The sequence below is a fragment of the Paenibacillus sp. EKM206P genome, from assembly GCF_011066155.1.
In the GTDB taxonomy this organism is placed as follows: domain Bacteria; phylum Bacillota; class Bacilli; order Paenibacillales; family Paenibacillaceae; genus Paenibacillus; species Paenibacillus polymyxa_D.
The window spans coordinates 37,759-62,746 of record NZ_JAAMNQ010000020.1 but is presented as its reverse complement, the minus strand read 5'-3'; the positions used below and the strand labels follow the sequence as shown (position 1 = coordinate 62,746).

Sequence of the window (24,988 nt, the reverse complement as noted above, 5' to 3'; positions counted from 1 at the left end):
CCCCGCTCGACTTGCATGTATTAGGCACGCCGCCAGCGTTCGTCCTGAGCCAGGATCAAACTCTCCATTAAAGACCAGCCGAAGCTGGTTTATAGAAAGAGCGATAAGCTCATGTTGAAACTGACGAGATAAAATATCTCTTGTTTGCTTCCATTTTATACAGCCTGATGGCATGTACCGAAATTTCAGCGTTGGATTTTGTAAACAAAATCCGTACTCACTCGTTGTTCAGTTTTCAAAGATCAAACTCGCATAATGTCTTACTTTGTTTCGTCACCGCGTCTCAGTGGCGACCTTTATAATATATCATCTCTTTTTAAGATTTGCAAGAGTTTTTTTAATTTCTTTTTTTTGAGCAAATTCTTTAAAAAGGAACGAAAATTAATTTACCATGAATATTGAATAGAGTCAATACTTTTTTTGATATCAGAAAGTATAAGCTTTTAAAAATAGTTTACTTCCTGATATCTGATGTAGTTTCTACCTTTTTCATTGTTTAGTTTGTGGGACTCGCCCTCTGCGAGCATATTTTGATAGTTCCTTGGCGGGTGCAAAACGGGCATACATGCGGAAGACTGTTTTATATCGAAGTGCGATTGCGTAGCGAATATCTTGATCCAATCGAGTATCGCTCATATCAAGCAGCATTTCATCTAGCTCCTTACGAAGAACGTAGTCAAGTTCCTTGCATTCTTTTTCGTTAAACAGCATTCCCAACATATGACCATACTCCCTTATCAGCAGATTATAAAGTACTTATATTTGCTCAACTATTGTTCCAATCTTTACCTATTTTTAAACTCAACTGCTAAGGTCTCAAACTTACCCCGATTAATCTTTAGCTTCTCTTTAGGCTCTCCCCTTTGTTATGTTCAATTTTCAGGAAATATATAAATAATTGGCCATAATATTTTATTGTGACAATAAACGATAAGTTATGCCACTCTCAATAGCAGCTGCTATAAGCAGTAAGATGACAGACCATAGGGAGATCCTCAACGTTTGTTTCATAAATACATCCCACGATGGGCCAGTTCCTTTGCGCTTTAGCCCTATGCTTGTACCTATAGTAGCCATTATGTTGATTCCAAACTTCAATCCAAAGGCACAGGCGATAATCAAAACAGGCAATTCAATCACACCGTGAGGCAGTAACCCTTTTACAACAACTTCATACATACTTCTTCCTATATCTGTCTGCAAGTGTACTACGAACCCTAATACCATACCGTTCACAATCAAAAATATAAACGGTACGATTCCAAATACAGCCCCCATAGATATAACCAGCACACATTTAATTGCATTATTGAAAAAGATAAATACAAAAAAACTCCATTGTGGATGCTCAGAATTCTGCAAGCGCTGCGCTACTTCTCCCAGCCCCTCCATTTGTTGCGCCAGTATGGATTGAATAGTGCCTGAACTTAACCATCCCACTATAATACTTGCGCAGAAAAGAAGTGCAGAGATTAAAATTAACCGTCTTGTCGTGTGTAAATCGTGAAGAAATGCTTTTAGTCCCATTTGATAATTCCTCCTATTAGTCTAATGGAATAATTGACAACCCCTGGCATAGCTTTAAGTAAACAAGCACTTCTAGGATGAAAGGAGCGTTATTAACCATGAATTCTTTTTTCTATGTATTAAACGGTAAAAAAATCAAACGATTCTTAATCGTAATGGCTGCAGCCGTCTTTACCGTTGGAGTCATTTATGTAGAAACCGATAATGTTACGGTTTTTTCCGAGGAAGCACCAACCGCTATTTATAGTGTACCCACGGACAAAAAGTTGATCGCTCTCACCTTTGATATTAGTTGGGGGGATAAGCGTACTGCCCCCATCTTAAAAGTCCTTGAGGATAAAAAAGTGACCAAGTCCACCTTTTTCCTTTCTGCCCCTTGGAGTAAAACACATCCAGAGCTTGTGAATCAGATTAAAGAAAGTGGATTTGAAATCGGCAGTCATGGCCATAAACATGAAAATTACAGTAGCTTAAGCGATGAAGATATTCGTAAGCAGATTTCAATTGCTCATACCACATTAACCGAACTGACGGGACAGTCCCCGAAGTTGATCCGTATGCCTAATGGCGACTTTGATAAAAGGGTCCTTCAGGTTGCCGGCACTTTAGGCTACAAAACCATTCAGTGGGATACAGATTCCCTGGATTGGAAAAACCCTGGTACTCAGGTCATAATCGACCGTGTTGTAAATAAAGCGCATCCTGGCGATATCGTCCTTCTGCATGCCAGTGATTCCTGTAAACAAACGCATGAAGCCTTGCCCGTCATTATCGACAAGTTGCGTGCACAGGGCTATGAATTCGTGACTGTATCTGAACTGCTTCAACAGGGTACAGTAAAAGGCAAAGAGGTACGCGATCAGGCACTGGGTCTTTAAGGAGTTATTTTACATCGTTCTCAGCTAAAAACCAAAAGCAAATCGACATATTTCTCCCCATTCATCCGCATACTATCCACATTCATGATGAAGGAGGAATACGGCCATGAATTGGACTCGTTTGCGATTTGTTAGCACGGTATGCGTACTGGGCGTTGCACTGAGTGGATGCGGCTCGGATCAGGGTTCTGCGCCCCCCCAGAACAGTTATAAAGAGATGAAAACGATGGTTGTCGATATCCTGAAAAGTGATGACGGAAAAAAAGCGGTAGAGGAAGCTTTAACTGGGGAAAACAGTTCATCCAAAGAAGGACAATCCGGTCAAAGCAGTGAAGAGGGTGGATCTGGTGGTGGGGCTGGTGGCAGCATGGGAATGAAAATGCTTATGCCCATGCAATCGGCTGAGCAGATGAAGATCGCAGTCAAAGATACTTTGATATCACCTGAATATAAAAAAGAAATCGAAAAGATTATGACTGATCCGCGTTTTGCCGGAGAATTTGCCAAAGCCATCAACAGCCAAAGCAAACAGCTTCATATGCAACTTATAAAAGACCCCTCTTATCAAAAATCAATTGAAGCAATGCTCAAGTCGCCAGAATTAACCAAAATGTATATGGACTTAACTAAAACCCCTGAATATCGCAAACAATCTATGACAGTCATGCATGACGCCATGCAAAATCCGATTTTCCGACTTGAGGTTATGAATTTACTCAAAACCGTCGTACAAGAGGAGCTTCAACCCAAGGTTGAGAAAAAAAGTGGTGAGCAAGGCGGTGCAGGCGGCGATAAGCAAGGTGGTGGGGGCGGCGAAGGTGGGGGCGAAGGAGAACAAGGAGGAAGCCAATAATAAAAAGGCTGGTTTAAAAACCAGCCTTTTTTCTTTATTCAGATTCCGTGTGCAAGAACGTAATCTGAGCAGCAATATCATTGTAAATGGTACCCGTGGCAGACTCAGATTTATATACAGATGGAGAAAAGTCGGCCTCTGACGGATGATTATCTGGAATACCCAGCGGAATTTGAGCAAGAAGTTTTGTATGAAGAGTGTCTGCCAGCATAGCCCCTCCTCCTCGCCCAAAAACATAGTCCTTTTCTCCAGTGGAGGACACATAATAAGACATGTTCTCCACAACACCGATGACCTTATGATCCGTTTGAAGCGCCATTGCGCCTGCACGTGCAGCTACAAAAGCCGCCGTCGCATGTGGAGTAGTAACAATGATTTCTTCACTCTGCGGAATCATTTGATGTACGTCAAGCGCTACATCGCCAGTGCCTGGTGGTAAATCGAGAATCATATAGTCAAGCTTTCCCCATTCGACATCACTAAAAAACTGTCTGAGCATTCTCCCCAGCATGGGACCTCTCCAGATCACCGGGTTGTTCTCTCTGACAAAGAAGCCCATAGACATGATTTTGATACCAAATCGCTCCACTGGCTGAATGATACCCTCTTCGACAGAAGGCACATCCTCTACTCCAATCATATCCGGCACACTGAATCCATAGATATCCGCATCAATTAAACCCACACGCTTCCCATGTCTAGCTAAAGCAGCAGCCAAATTTACAGCTACTGTCGATTTTCCGACACCACCTTTTCCGCTTGCAATAGCAATAAACCGGACGCCAGATGCTGGGTTAAGCAGCTCATGTTCTTCCATACCGACAGCATGTCCTTTGGTCAAAACCGGGTCAGCGGCGTCCTCGGTATTCTCCCCAGCTTGAATTGCGGACTTTTCATGCTCAGATGCCTCACGAATACGAATATGGACGTGACTTAATCCCGCCTCTTCTAAAGTCTGCCGGATTTCCCGCTCCAGTTCTGCAAGCGTCTCTTCCTGGTTATTAAGACTAATAGCGGTCAAGGATACACGATCCTCTTTAACAACCACATCCCGAATAAAATGGAGATCGACTAGACGGCGTCCTGTATAAGGCTCCCGCACTTGTTGAAGTAACTCTATAACTTGCTCTCTTGATTGCATGATTTATCAGCACCTCTGCTTTGATGAATTTACGGAGTGGTAAACACTTACAGTATACCACTATCTGGCCTCAGGTGCTGGTGAGATCCCCTTTTCCCCGGCACAGTAACGCAAAATCCCCTTATATATGGACGCCGCCACCTGTCTTTGATAGTTCACGTCACTTAGTCGTCTGGCCTCCTCTGGATGGGACAAAAATCCGACTTCAACAAGGGCTGATGGCATTTTGAGAGCTTTCAATAAATAAACTGTGTTCACGGTCTTAGCCACTCTGTCCGTATTTTCCAAGTTACGTTTGATCTCTTCCTGAATTAAAGACGCCAAATTCTCGTTATCTGCATGGTTAGGTACGTAAAAGGTCTGGGCTCCACTCCAACGGCTCGACGGGATACTGTTCATATGAATACTTAGAAAGAGGTCTGCTTTCTGCTCCTCAATTATACGCACACGCTGCTTCAAATCCTCCGTTTTTCTTTTGGAATAACCTTTCGTTTCTTGCTGCGCCAGGTCACGGTCATCCTCACGTGTCATGACAACAACAGCACCTGCTTGCTGTAAATAATCCCGCAAATAAAAAGCGATTGCCAGATTAATATCCTTTTCAATAATCCCTTCTTTGCTAACCGCCCCTCCATCAGGCCCTCCGTGTCCAGCATCTATGGCAATTACTTTACCTGTAAGGGGTAAACTCCAATGGGTCCAAGCTCTCGAAGCAGGTATCTCATACAATGCCAGCGTAATAAATAGAACGGCGAGACAACAGCCCAACAGCATTTTTTGCAACGTCCGATAGCGAATCCACAGTGTAACCTCGTTTTTACGATTATTTTTTTGCATAACAAAACGCCTCCGTCCTATACAGATACTAATAATCTATATGGGACGAGGCGTGTAGATAGTACAACTCAGGCATGAACAAATTCCTTCATACCTTCAATCAGCACTTGAGCAACCTCCGGTCGTGTAAATTCAGGTGGCGGGCAAACCCCAGAGCGCAACAATTCCCGTACCTTGGTGCCCGAGAGCGTTAAATGTTGCTCCTTGGGATGTGGGCATGTTTTACTTGAAGCCATGTTTCCACATCGGGTGCAATAAAAGCTGTGTTCAAAGAACAATGGAGTAATCCCCAGCTCTTCAGGTGTAAAGTGCCTGAAAATTTCCTGTGCCTCGTAGGTACCATAATAGTCTCCTACACCAGCATGATCCCTTCCAACAATAAAATGGGTGCAGCCATAGTTCTTTCGCACAATAGCATGAAAAATGGCCTCTCTAGGGCCCGCGTATCGCATGGCAGCAGGAAATACCCCCAGAAAAGTCCGATCAGCCGGATAATAATTGTCCAGCAGCACCAGATAGCTCTTCATACGCACATCTGCCGGAACGTCATCTGACTTGGTTTCACCAACGAGTGGGTTTAGAAACAATGCATCCACAATCTCCATCGCGCTTTTTTGGATGTACTCATGTGCTCGGTGTACCGGATTTCGTGTTTGAAAACCGACCACTGTTTTCCAGCCTTTTTCTGCAAAATAGTCGCGTGTCTGTGATGGTGTATAGTAAAACTCACTAAATTGTGTGGCCTCCGGCCGATTCAGCACTTGCACAGATCCACCAACATACGTAGCAGGTCGATCTAACAGTTTGTTTACGCCAGGATGAGCCGGGTCATCCGTCTTGAATACTCTTCTGGCTTCCTCAGCCTGATCTACCTGATAAATACTTTCAATATTAAGTACAGCATAAATGGTACCGTCTGTTTCCCCCACTAAAGCCACCTGCTGACCTAATTTCAATTCACTGGCTATACTTTCTGCAACTGCAAGAGTAATGGGAATACTCCAGACTGTACCATCGGCAAGACGCATATCTGTTACCACTGACCTATAGTCAGATTCATTCATAAACCCCGTCAAAGGAGAGAAAGCCCCCACTCCAATTAAATCCAGATCAGAAATGGTCCATGAGTTTACACGGATAGGAAACAATTCCCTCGCAGTCTGCAAAAGCGCTTTTTGTTCCGGGCCTGTAATGATTTTATCAACAAGTGTTCCGCCATGCGGAAGAATTGCAGTCATAATGCACTTCCCTTCTTCTTCATAAATATGACTCATAGCTACCTGAATATCATTTTATTGATGGAGCCCGCATTCCGTTTTCTCATTGCCAGACCAACGACCTGCACGAGGATCTTCACCTGGTAGGACCTCACGGGTACATTGCTCACAACCGATACTTGGATAATTGCGGTCATGCAATGGATTATACAGCACTTCATGAGTGCGGATATAGTTCCATACATCCTCGGATGTCCAGCTTGCCAAGGGGTTAAATTTAACGAGTCCAAACTTTTCATCATACTCTATCTTTTTTGAATTCGCACGAGTAGGGGCCTGATCGCGGCGAATACCGGTAATCCATGCATCGTATTGCGACAAAATGCGTGTCAGCGGCTCAACTTTGCGTATACCACAACATGTGTTAGGATCTGTTTTCCACAGTTCCTCTCCATGTTTAGCCGCTTGCTCTTCGGGAGTAATTAAGGGAGAGACTCTAACAAAATCCAAGTTGTACCTGGCCTTCATCTGATCTCGCGTATCGTAAGTTTCTTGAAAATGAAAGTCGGTGTCCAAGTAAAAAATGTCGGTGGAAGGGCTAATTTTTTGAAGCATGTCTACTAGTACTACATCTTCTGCTCCGAAGCTACAAGCAAAGGTAAGATTGGGAAATGTAAGAACAGCATACTGGATAATTTCCTCTGGCGTAGCATCTTCCAGTTCAATTGCCTTGACTCTAATCAACGCTTCTTTCTCCAATAAATTCATTATCAATGCGCCTCCATATGAAGATTCATAAATAGTGTCACTCCAATACCGACTAAACTAATAAGATTAAATACAGTATAAAACTTTCTTAATCATTGTCAATCCAAGGCAAAATGTCCTGATGCAAGCATTTATCCACCCAAACTTGTAGGAATGTTGTTCTGTCAGCATTCTTTAATGCTTTCTTGCGTATCCAACCAAGTTCATTGACTTTATATAAAATATTCTTATACCAAACATTTGAGAATGGTACATAAGCTCTTTGGTTACTAAAGGTAACTATTGTAGCTGAAAGTATGCTTGAATTAGGGATTTTTTCCGTCAAGAAAGATGGCTTGTTCTCCACCCTGTCGAAGACAAAGATGTACTAACAGTACGCTTTTAAAAAAAGGCCTTTCTTATACAACAACATATGGAAGTAGTTTGGTCCTTGAAGGAATATTCCCTATGGTGACTTTGGAAGAGCAAACCGAACGTACGGATAAGCATTTTTTTGACAACCTATCATGCTACGTAAAATCACTTGGTTGAATGATTTGATAGCCAAAATGTTTTTTTGTACTTAACGTCTGCTTGCGGATTTTCTGAGTAAAATGCTTTAGAGTCAACTAGGAGCAGCGTATCCTAATCCTGTGCCCAGTGCGAGGCAGCCATCGGTAATACTGAACAACTTTGGGTTACTTGATCATGCAAAACTATCTATAGAAGATAACAAGCATCGTTTCTGAATCTAAGATTATCGAAGGACGCCAACTGAGGGATTTGAAAATACCTTTAGCTTCAGAATTCTTATTCTGCATTCAAAAGATGAAGTCCGTATGTGGATAAGTTCAGAAGAGGGTAAAAGCGAAATAGCATTTACCCGAATTTTTAGCCAGATGAAACCACTATACTATTCTGGAGCTCTGGCGTCAGCGATACCTTCATTGTGGAAATTATAAAAGAAATGACTCCGCACTGAATTCTTATTATGCCTCTATCCAATCCTATAGCGCTTGTAGAGGCAATTACCGAACAATTGATCCACTGGACACAAACAAGGCTCTTATCGCTCTGGAAGTCTTTTTAAAGCCTGTCATCAATGAGGAGCGATTTTATGAGAGTAAACAGTCGGACAATACAATAGTGCTCCTGGTTATAGTTTAGGGCGATTGCTGTGTAGACTATTTCCATTACCAGTAACATGTACATCGCCGTTACAATTGTAGCAGCTTAGGCAGCGGACATTGCTAGGCTAAGGATCGTCCTGCTGCCCAGTGCGCACAAATAAAAAGAGGTATTCCTTGCCCTATCCCTAGCTGCGCCCAAAACAGCTCTACAAGAGGCATAGACAACCCCTCCAGAACATATCAAGGAGATCTTTACATAAACAGGTGATACCAAAGTATCCTCACAAAACAGCACTTAGCAAAGAATATTAAGACCAGGCTAAACTAAATAGCCGGACAATATATTTAGTCACAGGTTATAAACATTACAGAATAAACTACGTTGAAATAGCAAACTGTATTTGTGTATAACAATATCATCTTCAATTCCTTCGTGGATAACTTCTCGTTTTCCGTGCATTTGCATGCGGTTATTTATGTATTCGCTGAAACATGCCGAAACTCATAGCTTTAAACTAGGTCTACTTATCCACATGTGGGTAATGATTAGGAAATTAAAAAAGAACCCTTTCCATAAGGAAAAGGTTCTTCTGTATTCGAAATATTAACGTTTCGAGAACTGTGGTGCACGACGAGCGGCTTTGAGTCCGTACTTTTTACGTTCTTTCATACGTGGGTCACGAGTCAAGAATCCTGCTTTTTTCAAAGCTGGACGGAATTCCGGATCTGCTTTCAACAGAGCACGGGAAATACCGTGGCGAATTGCGCCGGCTTGACCAGAGATACCACCACCATGAGCGATAACGAGTACGTCATAGCTACCAACTGTTTCTGTCAGGTTCAGTGGTTGTTTTACGATCAGTTTGAGAGTTTCCAAACCGAAATATTCATTAATATCACGCTTATTGATGACAATGCGTCCTTCACCCGGTACGAGACGAACACGAGCTACCGAATGTTTACGACGACCTGTCCCATAGTATTGTACTTGTGCCATGAAACTGTCCTCCCTTTTAATTATCCGCGAAGTTCGTAAACTTCAGGTTTTTGTGCTGCATGTGGATGCTCAGTGCCTCTGTAAGCTTTAAGTCTCAGCTTCATTTTCTCGCCTTGACGAGTTTTAGGAAGCATACCGTGAACAGCCAATTCCAACATGCGCTCAGGCTTGTTCTTAACCATTTCTTGTGCAACCGTTACTTTCAGACCACCCGGATGCAGGGAGTGACGGTAGTATTTCTTGTTCTCCATTTTTTTACCGGTCAATACGATTTTTTCCGCATTGATTACAACAACAAAATCACCTGTGTCCACATGTGGTGTAAATTGTGGCTTGTGTTTGCCGCGAATCAACGCAGCCGCTTCGCTTGCCAGACGACCGAGCGTTTTGCCTTCGGCATCAATGATGTGCCAGTTGCGCTCAACTTCATTTGGCTTCGCCATATACGTAGTACGCATGAAAAGTATCCTCCTTAAGTTCGTTAACAGAAATCATCATTTATCTTCGTTCGTTAAGTTGCTGCATTATTGATGGATTAGATGTTACTTTAAAGTGATTATCTTAATTGGGGCTGTGGGAAAGCCATTAAGAAAACACAACTTTTATATTACAGGATAACCATCAATTCCGCAAGGGTAAAATCAATGTTTTTTGATGTTTTCGTCGTACTCTACATTCCAGAGCGTTAAAGCGTGTCCAACAGCCGTAGGTCCAGCCTTTGAACGACTTTTCGCCTCCAAAATGGAAGGAATATCATCCGACGATTTTTTGCCTTCTCCCACTTCCAGCAAAGTCCCCATAATAATCCGAACCATGTGCTGCAAAAATCCGCTACCTGTAATATAAGTATGGATAATTCCCTGATCATCCGAGCCCGGACGTGAAAAGGAATGGTCTACTGTCATATAGGCTTCGTAAATAGTGCGAACATGATTCGTCTTTTGGGAACGTCGAGATGCGAACGAAGTATAGTCAAAGGTGCCAACTAAATGAGCCAACCCTTCCTCCATCGCTCTTACATCCAGACTCGTTGGATGATGGGCCTGTGTACGACGGTGAAAGATGTCCGGAAACCGGTTCGCATTAATACTGTACCGATATGTCTTCCGCTTCGCCATGCGGCGTGCATGAAAGGACATTGGCACCTCTCTCGCATCCGTAACGATGATATCACGAGGCAACCAGGCATTAAGTGCCAGACACCAGCGCTGTATTGGAATCGGCGATTCAGTGTGAAAATTGAATACCTGCCCGTATGCATGTACACCTGCATCTGTACGGCCTGAGCCTGTAATTTTAAGACGCTCGCCCGTCAATGAGTAGATAGCATGTTCAAGGCAGTCCTGAATGGTGTTACCGTTAGGCTGCGTCTGAAAGCCATCATAGTGGGTTCCGTCATAGTTCACCTTCATGCACAAGTTCCGCATGCTTCTCACACCTTTATAGGGGTAGTCTCTGGCCTTACAAGGAATAACCGAACATAACAAAGGAGAAGCCCCTCAAGGACTCCTCCAAGAGAAAAAAAGGGTTGTTCAGAATCAAGCCGATTCTGTCCACCCTTCCCTCATCTTCGCCTGTTTACGCGCGGTCAACCAATTCCAGATATACCATTGGAGCGGCGTCGCCACGACGAGGTCCCAATTTCAAGATACGAGTGTATCCACCTGGACGCTCAGTGTAACGTGTAGCCAATTCGCTAAACAGCTTTTGGATTGCATCCTGCTCACCATCCAAAGTTTCACGGCGAACGAACGCAGCCACTTGGCGACGTGCGTGCAGATCTCCTTTTTTCGCTTTGGTGATCAGTTTTTCAGCAATAGAACGAACTTCTTTTGCTTTAGCCTCAGTAGTTTGGATACGCTCATACAAGAACAGATCGGTTACCAAATCACGAAACAAAGCTTTACGGGCACTGGAGTTACGGCCCAATTTTTGGTATGCCATGTAATTTCCCCTCCTTCACAAAAACGTTGCTGTACTATTCTTCCGTACGAAGTCCTAAACCAAGTTCCTCGAGCTTCTCTTGTACTTCTTCCAAAGATTTGCGACCCAAGTTACGGACCTTCATCATATCTTCTTCAGATTTAGTCGTGAGTTCTTGTACCGTATTGATACCAGCGCGCTTAAGGCAGTTATAGGAACGGACGGAGAGATCCAGCTCTTCGATCGTCATTTCAAGAACTTTTTCTTTCTTGTCTTCTTCTTTTTCAACCATAATTTCAGCATCTTTAGCCTCGTCCGTGAGACCCACGAACAACATCACATGCTCGGTCAAAATTTTGGCTCCAAGGCTCACTGCTTCCTCGGGACGAATACTTCCGTCAGTCCAAACCTCAAGTGTCAGCTTGTCATAATTCGTAACCTGGCCGACACGCGTATTTTCTACGCCGTAGTTCACGCGTGCAATCGGAGTGTAGATGGAGTCGACGGGAATGACGCCGATCGGCTGGTCATCACGTTTGTTCCGATCCTGCTTAACGTAACCGCGACCGCGATTGGCAAAAATACGCATGTGAAGTCTCGAACCCGGTCCGAGCGTAGCAATGTGAAGATCCGGATTAAGAATTTCCACATCACTATCCGCACGGATATCTCCTGCCGTTACAACTCCTTCGCCTTCCGCATCGATTTCGAGTACTTTCTCTTCATCCGAGTGGATTTTAAGCGATAAAGCTTTCAAGTTCAGAATGATCTCCGTTACGTCTTCCTTCACACCGGGAACCGTTGCAAACTCGTGCAGAACCCCATCGATTTGAACCGATGTGACTGCTGCCCCCGGTAACGAGGATAACAGAATACGGCGAAGCGAGTTTCCAAGCGTCGTACCGTATCCGCGTTCCAGCGGTTCTACTACGAATTTTCCATAGGTGCCATCATCATTGACGTCAACCGTCTCAATTTTCGGCTTTTCGATTTCTATCACTGCAATATCCCTCCTTCAAAACGTCGCTCCTATATGAAACATTCACCTTATCCATAGTCTATCATGCAGTATACCTAAACATCCATTCTTGGCAGTTTGTGCCGGATCTATACTACACGCAGAGGAGAAATCTCATTAGACGCGACGACGTTTTGGAGGACGGCATCCGTTATGAGGTACCGGAGTTACGTCTTTGATCAGGTTAACTTCCAAACCAGCAGCTTGCAAAGAGCGGATTGCTGCTTCGCGACCTGCACCAGGTCCTTTAACCATGACTTCGACAGTTTTCATGCCGTGTTCCATAGCAGCTTTAGCAGCAGTTTCTGCGGCCATTTGCGCTGCGAATGGAGTAGATTTACGGGAACCACGGAATCCCATGCCGCCTGAGCTGGCCCAAGAGATTGCGTTACCGTGTGGATCTGTGATCGTAACGATCGTGTTGTTGAACGTGGAACGGATGTGTGCCACGCCAGTCTCGATATTTTTACGGTCACGGCGTTTTGTACGTACAACTTTTTTCGGTTTAGCCATTGAATGTTATCCTCCCTTCTTATTTCTTTTTGTTCGCTACAGTCCGACGAGGACCTTTACGCGTACGAGCATTAGTTTTAGTACGTTGTCCGCGAACAGGCAACCCACGACGGTGACGAACACCACGGTAGCAGCCAATCTCAGTCAGACGTTTAATATTCAAGGAAATTTCACGACGCAGATCGCCTTCTACTTTAACTTCTTTGTCGATCGTTTCACGTAATTTGCTCACTTCATCTTCAGTCAAATCACGAACACGCGTGTTTGCACTGATGCCTGTTTCCTTCAAGATTTTCTGAGAAGTCGTTTTACCGATTCCGAAAATGTAAGTCAAGGCGATCTCAACGCGTTTGTCACGTGGCAAATCCACACCAGCTATACGAGCCATTTTACGCTACACCCCCTTCTATTAACCTTGTTTTTGTTTGTGTTTCGGATTTTCGCAAATAACCATTACATTCCCTTTGCGGCGAATGACTTTGCATTTTTCGCAAATAGGTTTTACAGAAGGTCTTACCTTCATGTTGATTACCTCCTCCAAGCTTTACCCTGGTAAAACTCGCTTCGTGAACATTCACATCGTTTTGCCGAGCAAAACAAGTTTTTTTAAATGATATACGTTTAATAAAAACCTGCATGAATTACTTGCGGTACGTTATACGGCCTTTGGTTAAATCGTAAGGCGATAACTGTACAACCACCTTGTCGCCTGTCAAAATACGGATAAAGTGCATCCGCAGCTTTCCGGAAACATGAGCAAGAATTTGATGACCGTTCTCCAGCTCTACCTTGAACGTAGCGTTCGGCAGTGGCTCGATTACCGTACCTTCAACCTCAATGACATCTTCTTTGGCCAAAGTCAGTCTCCTTTCTCTTCAGCTTGGTATTCGGACGAATCCAGGAAAGTTTTCACTGCATGGCGCAGCTTTCCATTCGTCACCCGACCGCTTTCGTTTAAACTGTTTACAATCTCGCTACTAATCTTTGGCTGAGGCACCAAATGAAGAACATTTTTCTTCTTCGCTTGATCAAACTTTCGTTTATCCCCATCCGCAATATATACAAACCTGCTATCTGCTACTGAAACGACAACCGCAATCTGTCCGGCACCTCTGCCTTTCAGAATCTTCACCAGCTGACCGATTTGCAGGTTTCCTTGCTGAATCATTCCAATCACCTACGCACTCAGTTTCGTGAAAATGTCCATGCCGCCCGTTTCGCACGTCACCGCTTGCTCGTTATGAGCACATGAGGTTACGTTGATCGTAACGACCGTCCAGTTGTCTTCCAGCGTCCCTACATGGTGAGAACCTATTTGAATCATAGATTCAATAGCCAGCACAATGCCGGTTTTCAGCCTCGGCCCCTGCTCAGGAATACCACGGTTTGGATTCTCAATATATTGCCGAATGGCATGCGACATTGTAAACTGGCGAGTTTTCGCGATGATATCGCCTTTGTTTAACTTGCTTTTGCCGGGAAATCCGTGCACCAGTTGTTCGTTGACTGAAGCGCAAATGCTAGCAGGAAAACCGTTATAACCTTTAAAAGACGGCACAGCTCCCTGACTGCGAATATACCGATCAGCTAAATGATCAAGTTCACCGGTCGTAATACCGGGCTCGATGTGTCCTGCCAAGAAATGATCCGTTTCCGTAACTATTCTCTCAGCTTTCCTCATAAAGCTTGATTCCGCCCCCCGACTTGCAAATGATCATTACAGCTAACCCCGCAACAAGGACACGATATTTTGGGAAACCACATCAATATCCTGTTCTCCGTCGATATGACGCAGAAGATTCTGGTTCTCATAAAACGTGAGGAGTGGTGCTGTTTTATTACTATATTCGTCAAGTCGTGTTCTTACGCTATCTTCATTATCGTCAGGACGCTGATAGAGTTCCCCACCGTCTTTGTCGCAAATGCCTTCAACCTTAGGAGGATTAAAGACAATATGATAGCTAGTTCCGCAGGTTTTACAAACCCGCCGTCCTGTGATTCGTGCCAACAAGTTGTCACTATCCACTTTCAAGTTAATAACGTCATCTAGCTTCGTATTCAAACGACCCAAAATTTGATCCAAGGCTTCAGCCTGAGCCAAAGTTCTTGGAAAACCGTCCAGCAAGAACCCTTTCTTGCAATCTGGCTGTTGCAGCCGTTCTTCAACGATGCCGATTGTTACGTCATCCGGAACAAGTTCACCCTTGTCGATATATTCTTTAGCTTTAATGCCAATAGGTGTTCCCTGTTTCATCGCTAGGCGAAAAGCATCACCTGTCGAGATATGAGGAATGCCGAATTCCTTCACAATGACATCTGCTTGTGTACCTTTACCAGCCCCCGGAGGGCCCATGATCAAAATATTCACAATCTGTCACTCCTCAAGACGACCCCTACACAAGAAACAGCACAAAAGGTGCCGGTAAGCATGCGAACATCCTAAGCCGGTACCTATTGCCTATTTGTTGATGAAGCCTTTGTAATGGCGTTTGATCAGTTGGCTTTCGATTTGCTTCATTGTATCCAATGCTACACCAATGATGATGAGCAATGAAGTACCGCCAATTTGCACGGAACGAGGCAAGCCCGAAAGCGAACCGAAGAATACCGGCAAAACGGATATGACTGCCAGAAACAAAGCTCCTGTCATTGTCAAACGTGACATTACTCGTGTCAAGTATTTCTCCGTGGCTTTACCCGGACGAATTCCCGGAATATAACCGCCGTTTTTCTTCATATTGTCGGCCATTTGCTGCGGATTCATCTGTACAAAGGTATAGAAGAATGTGAAACCGATAATCATTACGACATACAAAACCATGCCCAGCGGCTTGTCATAATACAAGTAAGTGGTAACCCACTTAGCCCAAACATGATCTGCCCAGAAACTCGCAATAATTGTCGGGAATTGCAGCAATGATACCGCAAAGATTACCGGAATAACGCCTGCCGCATTAATTTTCATCGGAATATGCGTATTCTGGCCACCGTACATTTTGTTGCCAACTACACGTTTCGCGTATTGTACCGGGATTTTCCGAATACCTTGCTGGATGTAGATAACACCAACAATAATCAGAACAATCACCAGAGCAATTATAATTGCCTTCAGAATATTCATAAACAGCTGATCCGCCTGAATAAACTGAGATTCTACAACCGTCCGAATATGTCTTGGAATACCCGCCGCAATCCCTGCGAAGATAACAATAGAGATACCATTGCCGATTCCCTTTTCGGTAATTTGCTCACCGAGCCACATAAGGAACGTAGTTCCTGCTGTAAGCACAATGGCAATGACCAGATAATCTGCAAAAGTGGCTCCTGGAATCATCGCTGCACCGTACAGTCGATTAAAGCCAATCGACGTTCCGAATGCTTGAATCAGGCCAAGTATCACCGTACCATAACGCGTAATTTGAGCCAACTTCTTTTTACCATGCTCTCCTTGTTTAGCCCATTCCGCAAGTTTCGGAATCACGTCCATTGACAGCAACTGTACAATGATGGACGCTGTAATATATGGCATAATCCCGAGGGCAAAGATCGAAAACTGATACAATGCGCCCCCTGAGAAGGTGTTAAGGAGTCCAAACAACTCGCTTCCTGCTTGATCCTGAGAAGTAAAGACTTGCTTGTTCACGCCGGGAACCGGCACGAAGGAGCCAATACGATATACAAAGAGTATAAACAGGGTGAACAGGATTCGGGTTCTAAGATCCTCAACCCGCCATATATTTTTCAGGGTCTTGAACATTAGATCACCTCGGTTTTACCGCCGGCAGCTTCAATTTTCTCTACCGCAGATTGAGAGAACTTGTTCGCTTTAACTGTCAATTTCACAGTGATTTCACCGTTACCCAGAATTTTAATTCCGGATTTGGCGTTTTTCACAATGCCATTGTTCAGCAAAAACTCAGGGCTTACTTCTGTACCCGCTGCAAAACTGTTCAAATCTTCGATATTCAAAACCGCATACTCTTTACGAGTAGGATTTACGAAACCGCGTTTAGGCAAGCGACGATACAGTGGGTTTTGACCACCCTCGAAGCCCGGACGTACACCACCGCCGGAACGAGCGTTTTGACCTTTATGACCACGACCAGAAGTTTTACCCGTACCGCTACTAGGACCACGACCCAAACGTTTACGTTCTTTGCGGGAGCCTGGAGCTGGGGAAAGCTCATGTAACTTCATCGTTCGTTGCACCTCCTTGATTATTGTTAAAATACTTTATTACTTAAGCCTCAATTTCTTTAACAGAAACCAAATGGCTAACTTGATTAATCATCCCGCGAATAGCTGCATTGTCGGGTTGAACTACTTTATGGTTGATTTTACGCAAGCCGAGCGTTTTAACAGTCGTTCTCTGATTACCAGGACGGCCGATCAACGAACGAACGAGGGTAATTTCTAATTTCGCCATGATATTCCCTCCTTAGCCCAGCAGCTCTTCGATGGATTTGCCGCGCAATTTTGCAACTTCTTCAGCGCGTTTCAAACGGGACAAACCTTCCAAAGTCGCATTGACCATATTCATGGAATTCGAAGAACCCAAAGATTTTGTCAAGATATCACCTACACCAGCAAGTTCCAGTACAGCACGAACCGGACCGCCAGCGATAACTCCAGTACCTTCCGATGCCGGTTTCAACAGAACCCGGCCAGCACCGAACTTACCTGTAACAAGGTGAGGAATTGTTGTTCCTACGAGTGGAACGTGAACCAGGTTTTTCTTAGCATCTTCAATACCTTTGCGAATTGCATCAGGTACTTCGCCAGCTTTACCGATTCCAGCGCCTACCCAGCCGTTTCCGTCGCCCACTACTACCAGAGCACTGAAGCTGAAACGGCGTCCGCCTTTGACAACTTTAGCTACACGATTAATATTTACTACTCTTTCAGTCAGTTCCAAAGTATTCGGATCTACACGCAAGTCGTTAACCTCCTTTTGAGAAATGTCTTAGAATTCAAGGCCTGCTTCGCGAGCTGCATCAGCCAAAGCTTGAATCCGTCCATGATACAAGTATCCACCACGGTCAAATACGATGTTAGCATGACCTTTTTCTTTCGCACGTTTAGCAACGAGTTCGCCAACCTTACGAGCTGCTTCTACACTACCGCCGTTTTTGATTTCACTGCTCAGTTCTTTATCCATAGTGGATGCAGATACCAATGTTACACCAGCTACATCATCAATCAGTTGTGCGTAGATATGCTTGGAAGAGCGGAATACGTTCAAACGAGGACGTACAGCCGTACCTTCGATTTTCTTACGTACACGCAGATGTCTTCTGACACGTGCTTTATTTTTATCTTGTTTTGTAATCATCTCAAGTTTTCACTCCCTTCAGTTTGCCTTTTAAAACTTTATACTAAGACGCACTGGGTAAAAAAGAAGTACGAAGTCTTTCCAGCAGAAAGACCGCACAAAGTCGGTAAGAAACTTATTTCTTCTTACCGGCTTTACCTTCTTTACGAATGATGCGCTCGCCTTCGTATTTAATCCCTTTACCTTTGTACGGTTCAGGTTCACGAACGGAACGAATTTTAGCAGCGTAAGCACCTACACGCTCTTTATCAATTCCGCGAACGATGATTTTAGTGTTCGAAGGAACTTCGAATTCGATGCCCGCTTCCGGTGTGATTTCAACCGGGTGAGAGTATCCAACGTTCAAAACGATTTTATCTCCGGATTTGCTTGCACGATATCCGACCCCAACCAGCTCCAGAGATTTTGAAAACCCTTCAGTTACACCACTTACCATGTTGTTGACAACGCTGCGGGTTGTTCCATGCAAAGAGCGGTGAAGTTTGTTGTCCGAAGGACGAACTACATTAATTTCATTGTTTTCCACAGTAACGGACATGTCTTTATGAAGCTCACGAGTCAATGTTCCTTTAGGACCTTTAACTGTGATTGCTGTGTTGTTCAAAGTCACGTCAACACCACTTGGTACTGTGATTGGTTTACGACCAATACGGGACATATCTGTTGCACCTCCTATCTTTTAAACGTTATCTTACCAAACGTAGCAAACAACTTCTCCGCCGGCTTTGGACTGACGCGCTTCTTTGTCGGTCATGATACCTTTGGATGTTGAAATGATTGCGATCCCGAGTCCACCCAGTACGCGTGGAATCTCATTGCTCTTCGTGTAAACGCGAAGACCTGGTTTACTGATTCTTTTCAAACCTGTAATAACACGCTCGTTGTTCGCACCGTATTTCAAGAAAATACGGATGATCCCTTGTTTGCTATCTTCAACAAATTCCGCATCACGAATGAATCCTTCACGTTTCAGGATGTCGGCGATTTGTTTTTTCATTGTAGATGCAGGCATTTCTACTGTTTCGTGACGAACTGTGTTCGCGTTACGAATACGAGTAAGCATATCTGCAATTGGATCAGACATAGTCATTGTGTATAAACCTCCTTCCCAAACAGGACTTTTTACCAGCTTGCTTTTTTCACGCCAGGAATCTGGCCTTTATAAGCTAATTCACGGAAGCAAATTCTGCAGATCTTAAACTTTTGCAGTACCGAATGTGGACGACCACAACGCTCGCAACGAGTGTAAGCACGAACTTTAAACTTTGGTGCGCGTTGTTGTTTGACTTTCATCGAAGTTTTTGCCACTTAGCCTGACACCTCCTAAATAGTTTCGGAGAACAGGGTGTCTTTAAAATCAGACGCCCGAAACGTTATGCCAACATTATTTTGCGAAAGGCATGCCCAGCTGAGTCAGAAGCTCACGGGACTCTTCGTCAGTTTTGGCAGTCGTTACGATAACGATGTCCATACCACGAACTTTATCAACTTGATCATACTCGATTTCCGGGAAGATCAACTGTTCTTTCAGACCAAGCGTGTAGTTACCACGTCCGTCGAAAGCTTTTGTTGATACACCATGGAAGTCACGTACGCGAGGAAGAGTAATGTTGAACAATTTGTCCAAGAAATAATACATACGCTCGCCACGAAGTGTTACCTTTACACCGATTGGCATGTTTTCACGCAATTTAAAACCTGCGATAGATTTTTTCGCGCGAGTGATTACTGGCTTTTGACCAGCGATCAGCTGCATGTCGTTGAGAGCTGAATCAAGCACTTTGGAGTTTTGGACTGCGTCGCCAACACCCATGTTGATTACAACTTTCTCGATTTTAGGCACTTGCATCACTGTTGTATAGTTGAACTTCTGCATCAAAGCAGGAGTGATTTCTTTCAAGAAACGTTCTTTCATTCTTGTTGTAGCCATGAATCATATACCTCCTTTCTTTAAAAAATAATTAGTCGATCACTTCGCCAGAACGTTTTGCAATGCGCACTTTTTTTCCGTTGTCCAAAACTTTGTAACCAACACGGGTTACTTTTCCGCTCTTCGGATCAATGTGCATAACGTTGGAAACGTGAATCGGAGCTTCTTTCTCGATGATGCCGCCTTGTGGATTCAGCTGATTAGGCTTTTGGTGTTTTTTAATCATGTTAACACCTTCCACAAGCACACGGTTTTGACGAGGGTAGGCAGCGATAACGCGACCTTTTTTACCTTTATCTTTACCTGTAATCACCAGAACAGTGTCGTCTTTTTTGACGTGCAGCTTGTTGTTATGGGATTCCAGAACTTTTTTCACTTTTGGCATTTCGTACACCTCCTACGGGCACATTTTAAGGTGAGTTTAGATCACTTCCGGAGCCAAGGAAACGATTTTCATGAAGTCCTTGTCACGAAGTTCGCGAGCAACTGGTCCGAAAATACGAGTACCACGTGGGCTCTTGTCTTCTTTAACGACCACTGCTGCGTTCTCGTCAAATCCGATGTAGGAACCGTCTTTACGGCGGATAGAACGTTTAGTACGAACAACAACCGCTCTTACTACATCACCCTTTTTGACAACGCCGCCTGGTGTTGCTTGTTTTACGGAACAAACGATCAGGTCACCAATTTGAGCTGTACGACGTCCCGTACCACCGAGCACACGGATACACATCAGTTCCTTCGCGCCGGAATTGTCAGCTACAGTCAAACGTGTAAATGGTTGAATCATTTATTTATCCTCCTTTCGGAAAAACTACACTACATTAGATTATAACAGCTTTTTCAACGATTTCGACCAGTCTCCAGTTTTTGTCTTTGGACAAAGGGCGAGTTTCCATGATTTTAACAGTATCACCGATTTGTGCAGTGTTGTTTTCATCATGAGCTTTGAATTTCTTAGTTACTTTAATGCGTTTATGGTAGAGATCATGTTTTTTGTAAGTTTCTACAGCAATCACAATCGTTTTATCCATTTTGTCGCTGACTACTTTACCGACTAATACTTTACGGGCATTACGTTCGCTCATTGTTGGCCTCCTTCCTAATTACAGGCGGATTTTCCACCCGGTCTGATATCTTAGCTAATCCCAAGTTCTCTTTCACGGATCACAGTTTTAGCACGAGCAATTTCCTTACGCACAGCGCCGATCCGAGTCGGGTTATCAAGCTGACCGGTAGCGAGTTGAAAACGAAGGTTAAAAAGTTCTTCTTTAAAACCGGAGATCTTTTGTTCGATTTCAGCAGTGGTTAGGTTGCGGAATTCACTAGCCTTCATTTGCTTCACCACCCAATTCTTCACGTTTCACAAACTTAGTTTTGATTGGCAGTTTGTGAGCGGCAAGACGCATTGCTTCACGAGCAATCTCTTCCGGAACACCAGCAAGTTCAAACATAATCTTGCCTGGTTTCACTACTGCAACCCATTTTTCTACGTTACCTTTACCACTACCCATACGAACCTCAAGAGGCTTCTGAGTAATTGGTTTATCAGGGAAAATTTTAATCCAAACCTTACCACCACGTTTGATGTAACGAGTCATCGCAATACGAGCAGCTTCGATTTGACGGTTAGTAATCCATGCAGGTTCAGTAGCTTGCAAACCGTACTCACCAAAGTTCAGTGTAGTACCGCCTTTTGCACGCCCCTTCATATGACCACGTTGTTGTTTACGATGTTTTACGCGTTTTGGTACCAACATGATTAGTTGCCTCCTTCCTGAGGAGCTTGTTTCTTAGCTGGAGGAAGAACCTCTCCACGATAGATCCATACTTTTACGCCAAGACGGCCGTAAGTAGTATGAGCTTCCGCTGTACCATAGTCAATGTCGGCACGAAGCGTATGCAGTGGAACAGTTCCTTCGCTGTACCCTTCGGAACGAGCGATTTCGGCACCGCCAAGACGTCCGCCTACTTGAGTTTTAATTCCTTTTGCTCCGGAACGCATAGTTCTTTGAATCGCTTGTTTCAAAGCACGACGGAAAGAAACACGACGTTCCAATTGTTGTGCAATGCTTTCAGCAACCAAGATTGCGTCCAGTTCAGGATTTTTAATTTCAGAAATATTGATGTGCACCTTTTTACCGCCTGCGATTTTAGTAATTTCATTACGCAGATTTTCAACTTCGGAACCACCCTTACCGATAACCATACCTGGTTTCGCAGTGTGAATCGTTACATTGACACGGTTAGCTGCTCTCTCGATTTCAACACGGGATACAGCGGAGTCTTTCAATCTTTTTTTCAGATGTTCACGAATTCTAACGTCTTCCAGCAAAAGATCACCGAAATCTTTGCCTGCATACCATTTGGATTCCCAATCACGGATAATACCGATTCGGAGTCCGACGGGATTTACCTTTTGGCCCACACGTTTTCCCTCCTTATTTTTCAGATACCACCAGAGTAATATGACTGGTGCGTTTGTTAATACGGCTTGCACGACCCATTGCACGCGGGCGGAATCGTTTCATTGTAGGACCTTGGTTTACAAAAACCTGAGATACTACCAATTTATTTACGTCCAAAGAGTAGTTGTGATCTGCATTTGCAATCGCAGAATTCAACAATTTCTCAACGACTGGAGAAGCGGACTTTGGAGTGTGACGAAGAATTGCAATCGCCTCACCAACCTGCTTACCGCGAATCAAATCGATAACAAGTTTCACTTTGCGAGCAGAAATCCGTACGGATTTAGCATGTGCTTTTGCTTCCATTGAGTTTACCTCCTCTCAAACACTACGCTGTGTTGATTATCTTCTTGTTTTCTTATCGTCATCCGTATGGCCTTTGTACGTACGTGTTGGAGCAAATTCGCCCAATTTGTGTCCGACCATATCTTCCGTTACGTATACTGGCACGTGTTTACGGCCATCGTATACACCAAACGTATGTCCGATAAATTGCGGGAAAATCGTAGAGCGACGGGACCAAGTTTTGATTACCACTTTTTTCTCCGACTCGTTCAAAACCTCTACTTTTTTCAACAGGTAACCATCAATGAATGGTCCTTTTTTGAGACTGCGACCCATTTATGAATCCTCCCTTCGTTAAAACGTAGTCGTTCCTTAATATGTTAACGTGCGACTTAAGCGCACGTTTTATTACTTAGTACGACGACGAACGATGTACTTATCAGATGCTTTACCTTTTTTACGTGTCTTGTAACCAAGGGTTGGTTTACCCCATGGAGACATTGGAGATTTACGTCCGATTGGAGCGCGACCTTCACCACCACCGTGTGGGTGATCGTTAGGGTTCATTACAACACCGCGAACTTCAGGACGTTGTCCCAACCAGCGACTACGACCAGCTTTACCGATTTTCACCAGTTCATGGTCTTCGTTACCTACAGAACCGATTGTCGCGCGGCAAACTTTCAGAATGCGGCGAACTTCACCAGAAGTCAAACGAATTGTAACATACTTTTCTTCTTTACCAAGAAGTTGGGCTTCCGTACCAGCGGCACGAACGAGTTGGCCACCTTTACCCGGTTTCAATTCGATGTTGTGGATAACCGTACCTACTGGAATGTTTTCCAATGGCAAAGAGTTACCGATTTTAATATCGGAACCTGCACCGGATACCACTTCGTCTCCTACTTTCAGACCTTTAGGAGCGATGATGTAACGTTTTTCACCATCCACATAGTGGATAAGTGCGATGTTGGACGTACGGTTTGGATCATATTCGATCGTAGCAACGCGGCCCGGTATTCCATCTTTGTTACGTTTGAAGTCAATAATACGGTACTTACGTTTGTGTCCGCCGCCATGATGACGAACCGTAATTTTACCTTGGTTATTGCGTCCAGCTTGCTTGCTCAGAGGTGCCAGCAACGATTTCTCGGGCTGATTAGTTGTAATCTCCTCGAAAGTAGATACAGACATAGCACGTCTGGCCGGGGACGTTGGTTTATACTTTTTAATTGGCACTGAGTTTCCCTCCTTACTTTACAGTTTCAATTATACCGTTTCAAAAAACTCAAGCGGCTTACTGTCTTTGCTCAGCGTTACGAACGCTTTCTTCCACTCGCTCGTATAGCCGGAATGACGTCCGTAGCGTTTTGGTTTTGCAGGAACACGAAGCGTATTTACGTTACTTACTTTCACGTTAAAAATGGCTTCGATTGCTTTTTTAACTTCGACTTTGTTAGAACGAATGTCAACCTCGAAAACGTATTTCAAGTCATTCATCATACCAGCCGTACGTTCGGTGATAACCGGACGTTTGATAATATCACGAGGATCCTTCATTACGCGAGCACCTCCTCTACCTTCTGAACTGCTTCCTTCGTAATGATCAGTTTGTCGTGTCCGAGCACATCAAGAACATTAATGCCATCTGCGGCTACAAACTTCACACCAGGAATATTACGAGCGGACAGTGCTACATTATCATCATAACTAGGAGCTACGATCAATGCTTTACGATCAGCTTTAAGGTTATTCAAAATGGCTGCGAATTCTTTCGTTTTAGGTCCGTTCAGTGTAAGAGCGTCCAATACGATAATTTCATTCTCAATCACTTTGGATGACAACGCCGATTTGATCGCCAGACGACGAACTTTCTTAGGCAATTTGTATGCATAGCTGCGTGGAGTCGGACCAAATACAGTACCGCCACCAACCCATTGCGGTGCACGGATCGAACCTTGACGAGCGCGGCCAGTACCTTTTTGTTTCCAAGGTTTACGTCCGCCACCACGTACTTCAGAACGTCCTTTTACTTTGTGAGTACCTTGACGCAGGGAAGCCAATTGCATAACAACAGCGTCATGAAGAACGTGCTTATTCGGCTCGATACCGAACACTGCATCGTTCAATTCAATTTCACCAACTTGGCTGCCGCTAATATTAAATAGTGCTACTTTTGGCATTTCGTGTTC

At 44.1% G+C, this 24,988-nt stretch carries 40 protein-coding genes and 1 rRNA gene; 2 read left to right on the top strand and 39 right to left on the bottom strand.

The annotated features are described in order from the left end of the window. The 3 genes from G9G53_RS24860 to G9G53_RS24850 form a co-directional block, all read right to left on the bottom strand. Window positions 1-71, bottom strand: a 16S ribosomal RNA gene (locus G9G53_RS24860); the annotation flags it as partial. Window positions 72-489: 418 nt separating this feature from the next. After that, window positions 490-720: a hypothetical protein gene (locus G9G53_RS24855; protein ID WP_013312131.1), complete on the bottom strand. Its 231-nt coding sequence runs from the start codon at window positions 718-720 to the stop codon at window positions 490-492. Between the two features lie 192 nt (window positions 721-912). Continuing rightward, entirely contained in the window at window positions 913-1,527 is a 615-nt protein-coding gene (locus G9G53_RS24850; RefSeq protein ID WP_165150814.1) for a stage II sporulation protein M, read from the bottom strand. A 98-nt stretch (window positions 1,528-1,625) separates the two neighbouring features. Between G9G53_RS24850 and pdaB the strand changes: the two genes are divergently transcribed. Together pdaB and gerD are read left to right on the top strand one after the other, a co-directional pair. Beyond that, window positions 1,626-2,405 (top strand): polysaccharide deacetylase family sporulation protein PdaB, encoded by a 780-nt coding sequence (gene pdaB, locus G9G53_RS24845; RefSeq protein ID WP_023990485.1) that lies wholly within the window; start codon window positions 1,626-1,628, stop codon window positions 2,403-2,405. A 106-nt stretch (window positions 2,406-2,511) separates the two neighbouring features. Next, complete coding sequence (gene gerD / locus G9G53_RS24840) at window positions 2,512-3,258, top strand: spore germination lipoprotein GerD (protein ID WP_029517534.1); 747 nt, start codon at window positions 2,512-2,514, stop codon at window positions 3,256-3,258. Window positions 3,259-3,292: 34 nt separating this feature from the next. Here gerD and G9G53_RS24835 read toward each other — a convergent pair whose 3' ends face one another. The 36 genes from G9G53_RS24835 to rplD all read right to left on the bottom strand — a co-directional run bounded on the left by G9G53_RS24835 (window position 3,293) and on the right by rplD (window position 24,979). Then, entirely contained in the window at window positions 3,293-4,399 is a 1,107-nt protein-coding gene (locus tag G9G53_RS24835) for an Mrp/NBP35 family ATP-binding protein (protein WP_165150813.1), read from the bottom strand. Window positions 4,400-4,459: 60 nt separating this feature from the next. Next, window positions 4,460-5,236 (bottom strand): N-acetylmuramoyl-L-alanine amidase CwlD, encoded by a 777-nt coding sequence (gene cwlD, locus G9G53_RS24830; RefSeq protein WP_029514481.1) that lies wholly within the window; start codon window positions 5,234-5,236, stop codon window positions 4,460-4,462. Between the two features lie 68 nt (window positions 5,237-5,304). Continuing rightward, complete coding sequence (gene sat / locus G9G53_RS24825) at window positions 5,305-6,474, bottom strand: sulfate adenylyltransferase (protein ID WP_165150812.1); 1,170 nt, start codon at window positions 6,472-6,474, stop codon at window positions 5,305-5,307. A 54-nt stretch (window positions 6,475-6,528) separates the two neighbouring features. Next, window positions 6,529-7,221: a phosphoadenylyl-sulfate reductase gene (locus G9G53_RS24820; RefSeq protein WP_029514483.1), complete on the bottom strand. Its 693-nt coding sequence runs from the start codon at window positions 7,219-7,221 to the stop codon at window positions 6,529-6,531. A gap of 1,713 nt (window positions 7,222-8,934) precedes the next feature. Continuing rightward, window positions 8,935-9,327: a 30S ribosomal protein S9 gene (gene rpsI, locus G9G53_RS24815; RefSeq protein WP_013312140.1), complete on the bottom strand. Its 393-nt coding sequence runs from the start codon at window positions 9,325-9,327 to the stop codon at window positions 8,935-8,937. Between the two features lie 20 nt (window positions 9,328-9,347). Then, complete coding sequence (gene rplM / locus G9G53_RS24810) at window positions 9,348-9,785, bottom strand: 50S ribosomal protein L13 (RefSeq protein ID WP_013312141.1); 438 nt, start codon at window positions 9,783-9,785, stop codon at window positions 9,348-9,350. 183 nt (window positions 9,786-9,968) lie between these two features. Further along, window positions 9,969-10,754 carry a tRNA pseudouridine(38-40) synthase TruA gene (truA, locus tag G9G53_RS24805; protein ID WP_165150811.1) on the bottom strand — a complete coding sequence of 262 codons (786 nt, stop codon included), beginning with the start codon at window positions 10,752-10,754 and terminating at the stop codon, window positions 9,969-9,971. A 151-nt stretch (window positions 10,755-10,905) separates the two neighbouring features. After that, entirely contained in the window at window positions 10,906-11,271 is a 366-nt protein-coding gene (rplQ, locus tag G9G53_RS24800) for a 50S ribosomal protein L17 (RefSeq protein WP_013312143.1), read from the bottom strand. 34 nt (window positions 11,272-11,305) lie between these two features. After that, the gene (locus tag G9G53_RS24795; protein ID WP_007432558.1) at window positions 11,306-12,250 is read right to left on the bottom strand and encodes a DNA-directed RNA polymerase subunit alpha; all 945 of its coding nucleotides are present in this window, start codon (window positions 12,248-12,250) and stop codon (window positions 11,306-11,308) included. A 135-nt stretch (window positions 12,251-12,385) separates the two neighbouring features. Continuing rightward, window positions 12,386-12,781 carry a 30S ribosomal protein S11 gene (gene rpsK / locus G9G53_RS24790; protein ID WP_013312144.1) on the bottom strand — a complete coding sequence of 132 codons (396 nt, stop codon included), beginning with the start codon at window positions 12,779-12,781 and terminating at the stop codon, window positions 12,386-12,388. Window positions 12,782-12,800: 19 nt separating this feature from the next. Further along, a complete protein-coding gene (rpsM, locus tag G9G53_RS24785; protein WP_007432560.1) occupies window positions 12,801-13,169 on the bottom strand; it encodes a 30S ribosomal protein S13 in 369 nt (122 codons plus the stop codon). 21 nt (window positions 13,170-13,190) lie between these two features. Beyond that, entirely contained in the window at window positions 13,191-13,304 is a 114-nt protein-coding gene (gene rpmJ, locus G9G53_RS24780) for a 50S ribosomal protein L36 (RefSeq protein WP_003333770.1), read from the bottom strand. 118 nt (window positions 13,305-13,422) lie between these two features. Beyond that, complete coding sequence (gene infA, locus G9G53_RS24775) at window positions 13,423-13,638, bottom strand: translation initiation factor IF-1 (protein ID WP_006212898.1); 216 nt, start codon at window positions 13,636-13,638, stop codon at window positions 13,423-13,425. A gap of 2 nt (window positions 13,639-13,640) precedes the next feature. Beyond that, window positions 13,641-13,949 (bottom strand): KOW domain-containing RNA-binding protein, encoded by a 309-nt coding sequence (locus tag G9G53_RS24770; protein ID WP_013312145.1) that lies wholly within the window; start codon window positions 13,947-13,949, stop codon window positions 13,641-13,643. Window positions 13,950-13,958: 9 nt separating this feature from the next. Further along, window positions 13,959-14,462 carry a M24 family metallopeptidase gene (locus G9G53_RS24765; RefSeq protein ID WP_165150810.1) on the bottom strand — a complete coding sequence of 168 codons (504 nt, stop codon included), beginning with the start codon at window positions 14,460-14,462 and terminating at the stop codon, window positions 13,959-13,961. 42 nt (window positions 14,463-14,504) lie between these two features. After that, window positions 14,505-15,149 (bottom strand): adenylate kinase, encoded by a 645-nt coding sequence (locus G9G53_RS24760; RefSeq protein ID WP_029514486.1) that lies wholly within the window; start codon window positions 15,147-15,149, stop codon window positions 14,505-14,507. A 90-nt stretch (window positions 15,150-15,239) separates the two neighbouring features. Then, on the bottom strand, window positions 15,240-16,538 hold the full coding sequence (gene secY, locus G9G53_RS24755; RefSeq protein WP_013312148.1) for a preprotein translocase subunit SecY: 1,299 nt from the start codon (window positions 16,536-16,538) through the stop codon (window positions 15,240-15,242). Beyond that, window positions 16,538-16,978, bottom strand: coding sequence for a 50S ribosomal protein L15 (rplO, locus tag G9G53_RS24750; RefSeq protein ID WP_013312149.1), 441 nt, complete (start codon window positions 16,976-16,978; stop codon window positions 16,538-16,540). The genes secY and rplO overlap by 1 nt, the downstream gene beginning before the upstream one ends. 43 nt (window positions 16,979-17,021) lie before the next feature. Next, the gene (gene rpmD, locus G9G53_RS24745; protein ID WP_013312150.1) at window positions 17,022-17,207 is read right to left on the bottom strand and encodes a 50S ribosomal protein L30; all 186 of its coding nucleotides are present in this window, start codon (window positions 17,205-17,207) and stop codon (window positions 17,022-17,024) included. Between the two features lie 12 nt (window positions 17,208-17,219). After that, window positions 17,220-17,717, bottom strand: a complete 498-nt coding sequence (rpsE, locus tag G9G53_RS24740; RefSeq protein WP_013312151.1) for a 30S ribosomal protein S5 — start codon at window positions 17,715-17,717, stop codon at window positions 17,220-17,222. 27 nt (window positions 17,718-17,744) lie between these two features. Further along, window positions 17,745-18,113 carry a 50S ribosomal protein L18 gene (rplR, locus tag G9G53_RS24735; RefSeq protein WP_007432568.1) on the bottom strand — a complete coding sequence of 123 codons (369 nt, stop codon included), beginning with the start codon at window positions 18,111-18,113 and terminating at the stop codon, window positions 17,745-17,747. 115 nt (window positions 18,114-18,228) lie between these two features. Then, entirely contained in the window at window positions 18,229-18,771 is a 543-nt protein-coding gene (rplF, locus tag G9G53_RS24730; RefSeq protein WP_013312152.1) for a 50S ribosomal protein L6, read from the bottom strand. Window positions 18,772-18,804: 33 nt separating this feature from the next. Beyond that, window positions 18,805-19,203, bottom strand: a complete 399-nt coding sequence (gene rpsH, locus G9G53_RS24725; RefSeq protein WP_007432570.1) for a 30S ribosomal protein S8 — start codon at window positions 19,201-19,203, stop codon at window positions 18,805-18,807. Between the two features lie 32 nt (window positions 19,204-19,235). Then, window positions 19,236-19,421: a type Z 30S ribosomal protein S14 gene (locus tag G9G53_RS24720; RefSeq protein ID WP_010348808.1), complete on the bottom strand. Its 186-nt coding sequence runs from the start codon at window positions 19,419-19,421 to the stop codon at window positions 19,236-19,238. A 76-nt stretch (window positions 19,422-19,497) separates the two neighbouring features. After that, a complete protein-coding gene (rplE, locus tag G9G53_RS24715) occupies window positions 19,498-20,043 on the bottom strand; it encodes a 50S ribosomal protein L5 (RefSeq protein ID WP_007432571.1) in 546 nt (181 codons plus the stop codon). 31 nt (window positions 20,044-20,074) lie between these two features. After that, on the bottom strand, window positions 20,075-20,428 hold the full coding sequence (rplX, locus tag G9G53_RS24710; RefSeq protein WP_013312155.1) for a 50S ribosomal protein L24: 354 nt from the start codon (window positions 20,426-20,428) through the stop codon (window positions 20,075-20,077). 36 nt (window positions 20,429-20,464) lie between these two features. Continuing rightward, window positions 20,465-20,833 carry a 50S ribosomal protein L14 gene (gene rplN, locus G9G53_RS24705; RefSeq protein WP_007432573.1) on the bottom strand — a complete coding sequence of 123 codons (369 nt, stop codon included), beginning with the start codon at window positions 20,831-20,833 and terminating at the stop codon, window positions 20,465-20,467. 34 nt (window positions 20,834-20,867) lie between these two features. After that, a complete protein-coding gene (gene rpsQ, locus G9G53_RS24700; protein ID WP_007432574.1) occupies window positions 20,868-21,131 on the bottom strand; it encodes a 30S ribosomal protein S17 in 264 nt (87 codons plus the stop codon). Between the two features lie 50 nt (window positions 21,132-21,181). Then, a complete protein-coding gene (gene rpmC, locus G9G53_RS24695; protein WP_007432575.1) occupies window positions 21,182-21,379 on the bottom strand; it encodes a 50S ribosomal protein L29 in 198 nt (65 codons plus the stop codon). Beyond that, on the bottom strand, window positions 21,369-21,803 hold the full coding sequence (rplP, locus tag G9G53_RS24690; protein WP_007432576.1) for a 50S ribosomal protein L16: 435 nt from the start codon (window positions 21,801-21,803) through the stop codon (window positions 21,369-21,371). Before rplP ends, rpmC begins: the two co-directional genes overlap by 11 nt. Window positions 21,804-21,805: 2 nt before the next feature. Then, complete coding sequence (gene rpsC, locus G9G53_RS24685) at window positions 21,806-22,471, bottom strand: 30S ribosomal protein S3 (RefSeq protein ID WP_013312156.1); 666 nt, start codon at window positions 22,469-22,471, stop codon at window positions 21,806-21,808. Between the two features lie 13 nt (window positions 22,472-22,484). After that, complete coding sequence (rplV, locus tag G9G53_RS24680; RefSeq protein ID WP_013312157.1) at window positions 22,485-22,817, bottom strand: 50S ribosomal protein L22; 333 nt, start codon at window positions 22,815-22,817, stop codon at window positions 22,485-22,487. Window positions 22,818-22,853: 36 nt separating this feature from the next. Further along, window positions 22,854-23,132 (bottom strand): 30S ribosomal protein S19, encoded by a 279-nt coding sequence (rpsS, locus tag G9G53_RS24675; protein WP_029514489.1) that lies wholly within the window; start codon window positions 23,130-23,132, stop codon window positions 22,854-22,856. Between the two features lie 72 nt (window positions 23,133-23,204). Next, window positions 23,205-24,035 carry a 50S ribosomal protein L2 gene (rplB, locus tag G9G53_RS24670; protein ID WP_029514490.1) on the bottom strand — a complete coding sequence of 277 codons (831 nt, stop codon included), beginning with the start codon at window positions 24,033-24,035 and terminating at the stop codon, window positions 23,205-23,207. Window positions 24,036-24,065: 30 nt separating this feature from the next. Further along, window positions 24,066-24,356: a 50S ribosomal protein L23 gene (gene rplW / locus G9G53_RS24665; protein WP_013312159.1), complete on the bottom strand. Its 291-nt coding sequence runs from the start codon at window positions 24,354-24,356 to the stop codon at window positions 24,066-24,068. Continuing rightward, a complete protein-coding gene (rplD, locus tag G9G53_RS24660; RefSeq protein WP_013312160.1) occupies window positions 24,356-24,979 on the bottom strand; it encodes a 50S ribosomal protein L4 in 624 nt (207 codons plus the stop codon). Before rplD ends, rplW begins: the two co-directional genes overlap by 1 nt. Window positions 24,980-24,988 lie beyond the last annotated feature (9 nt).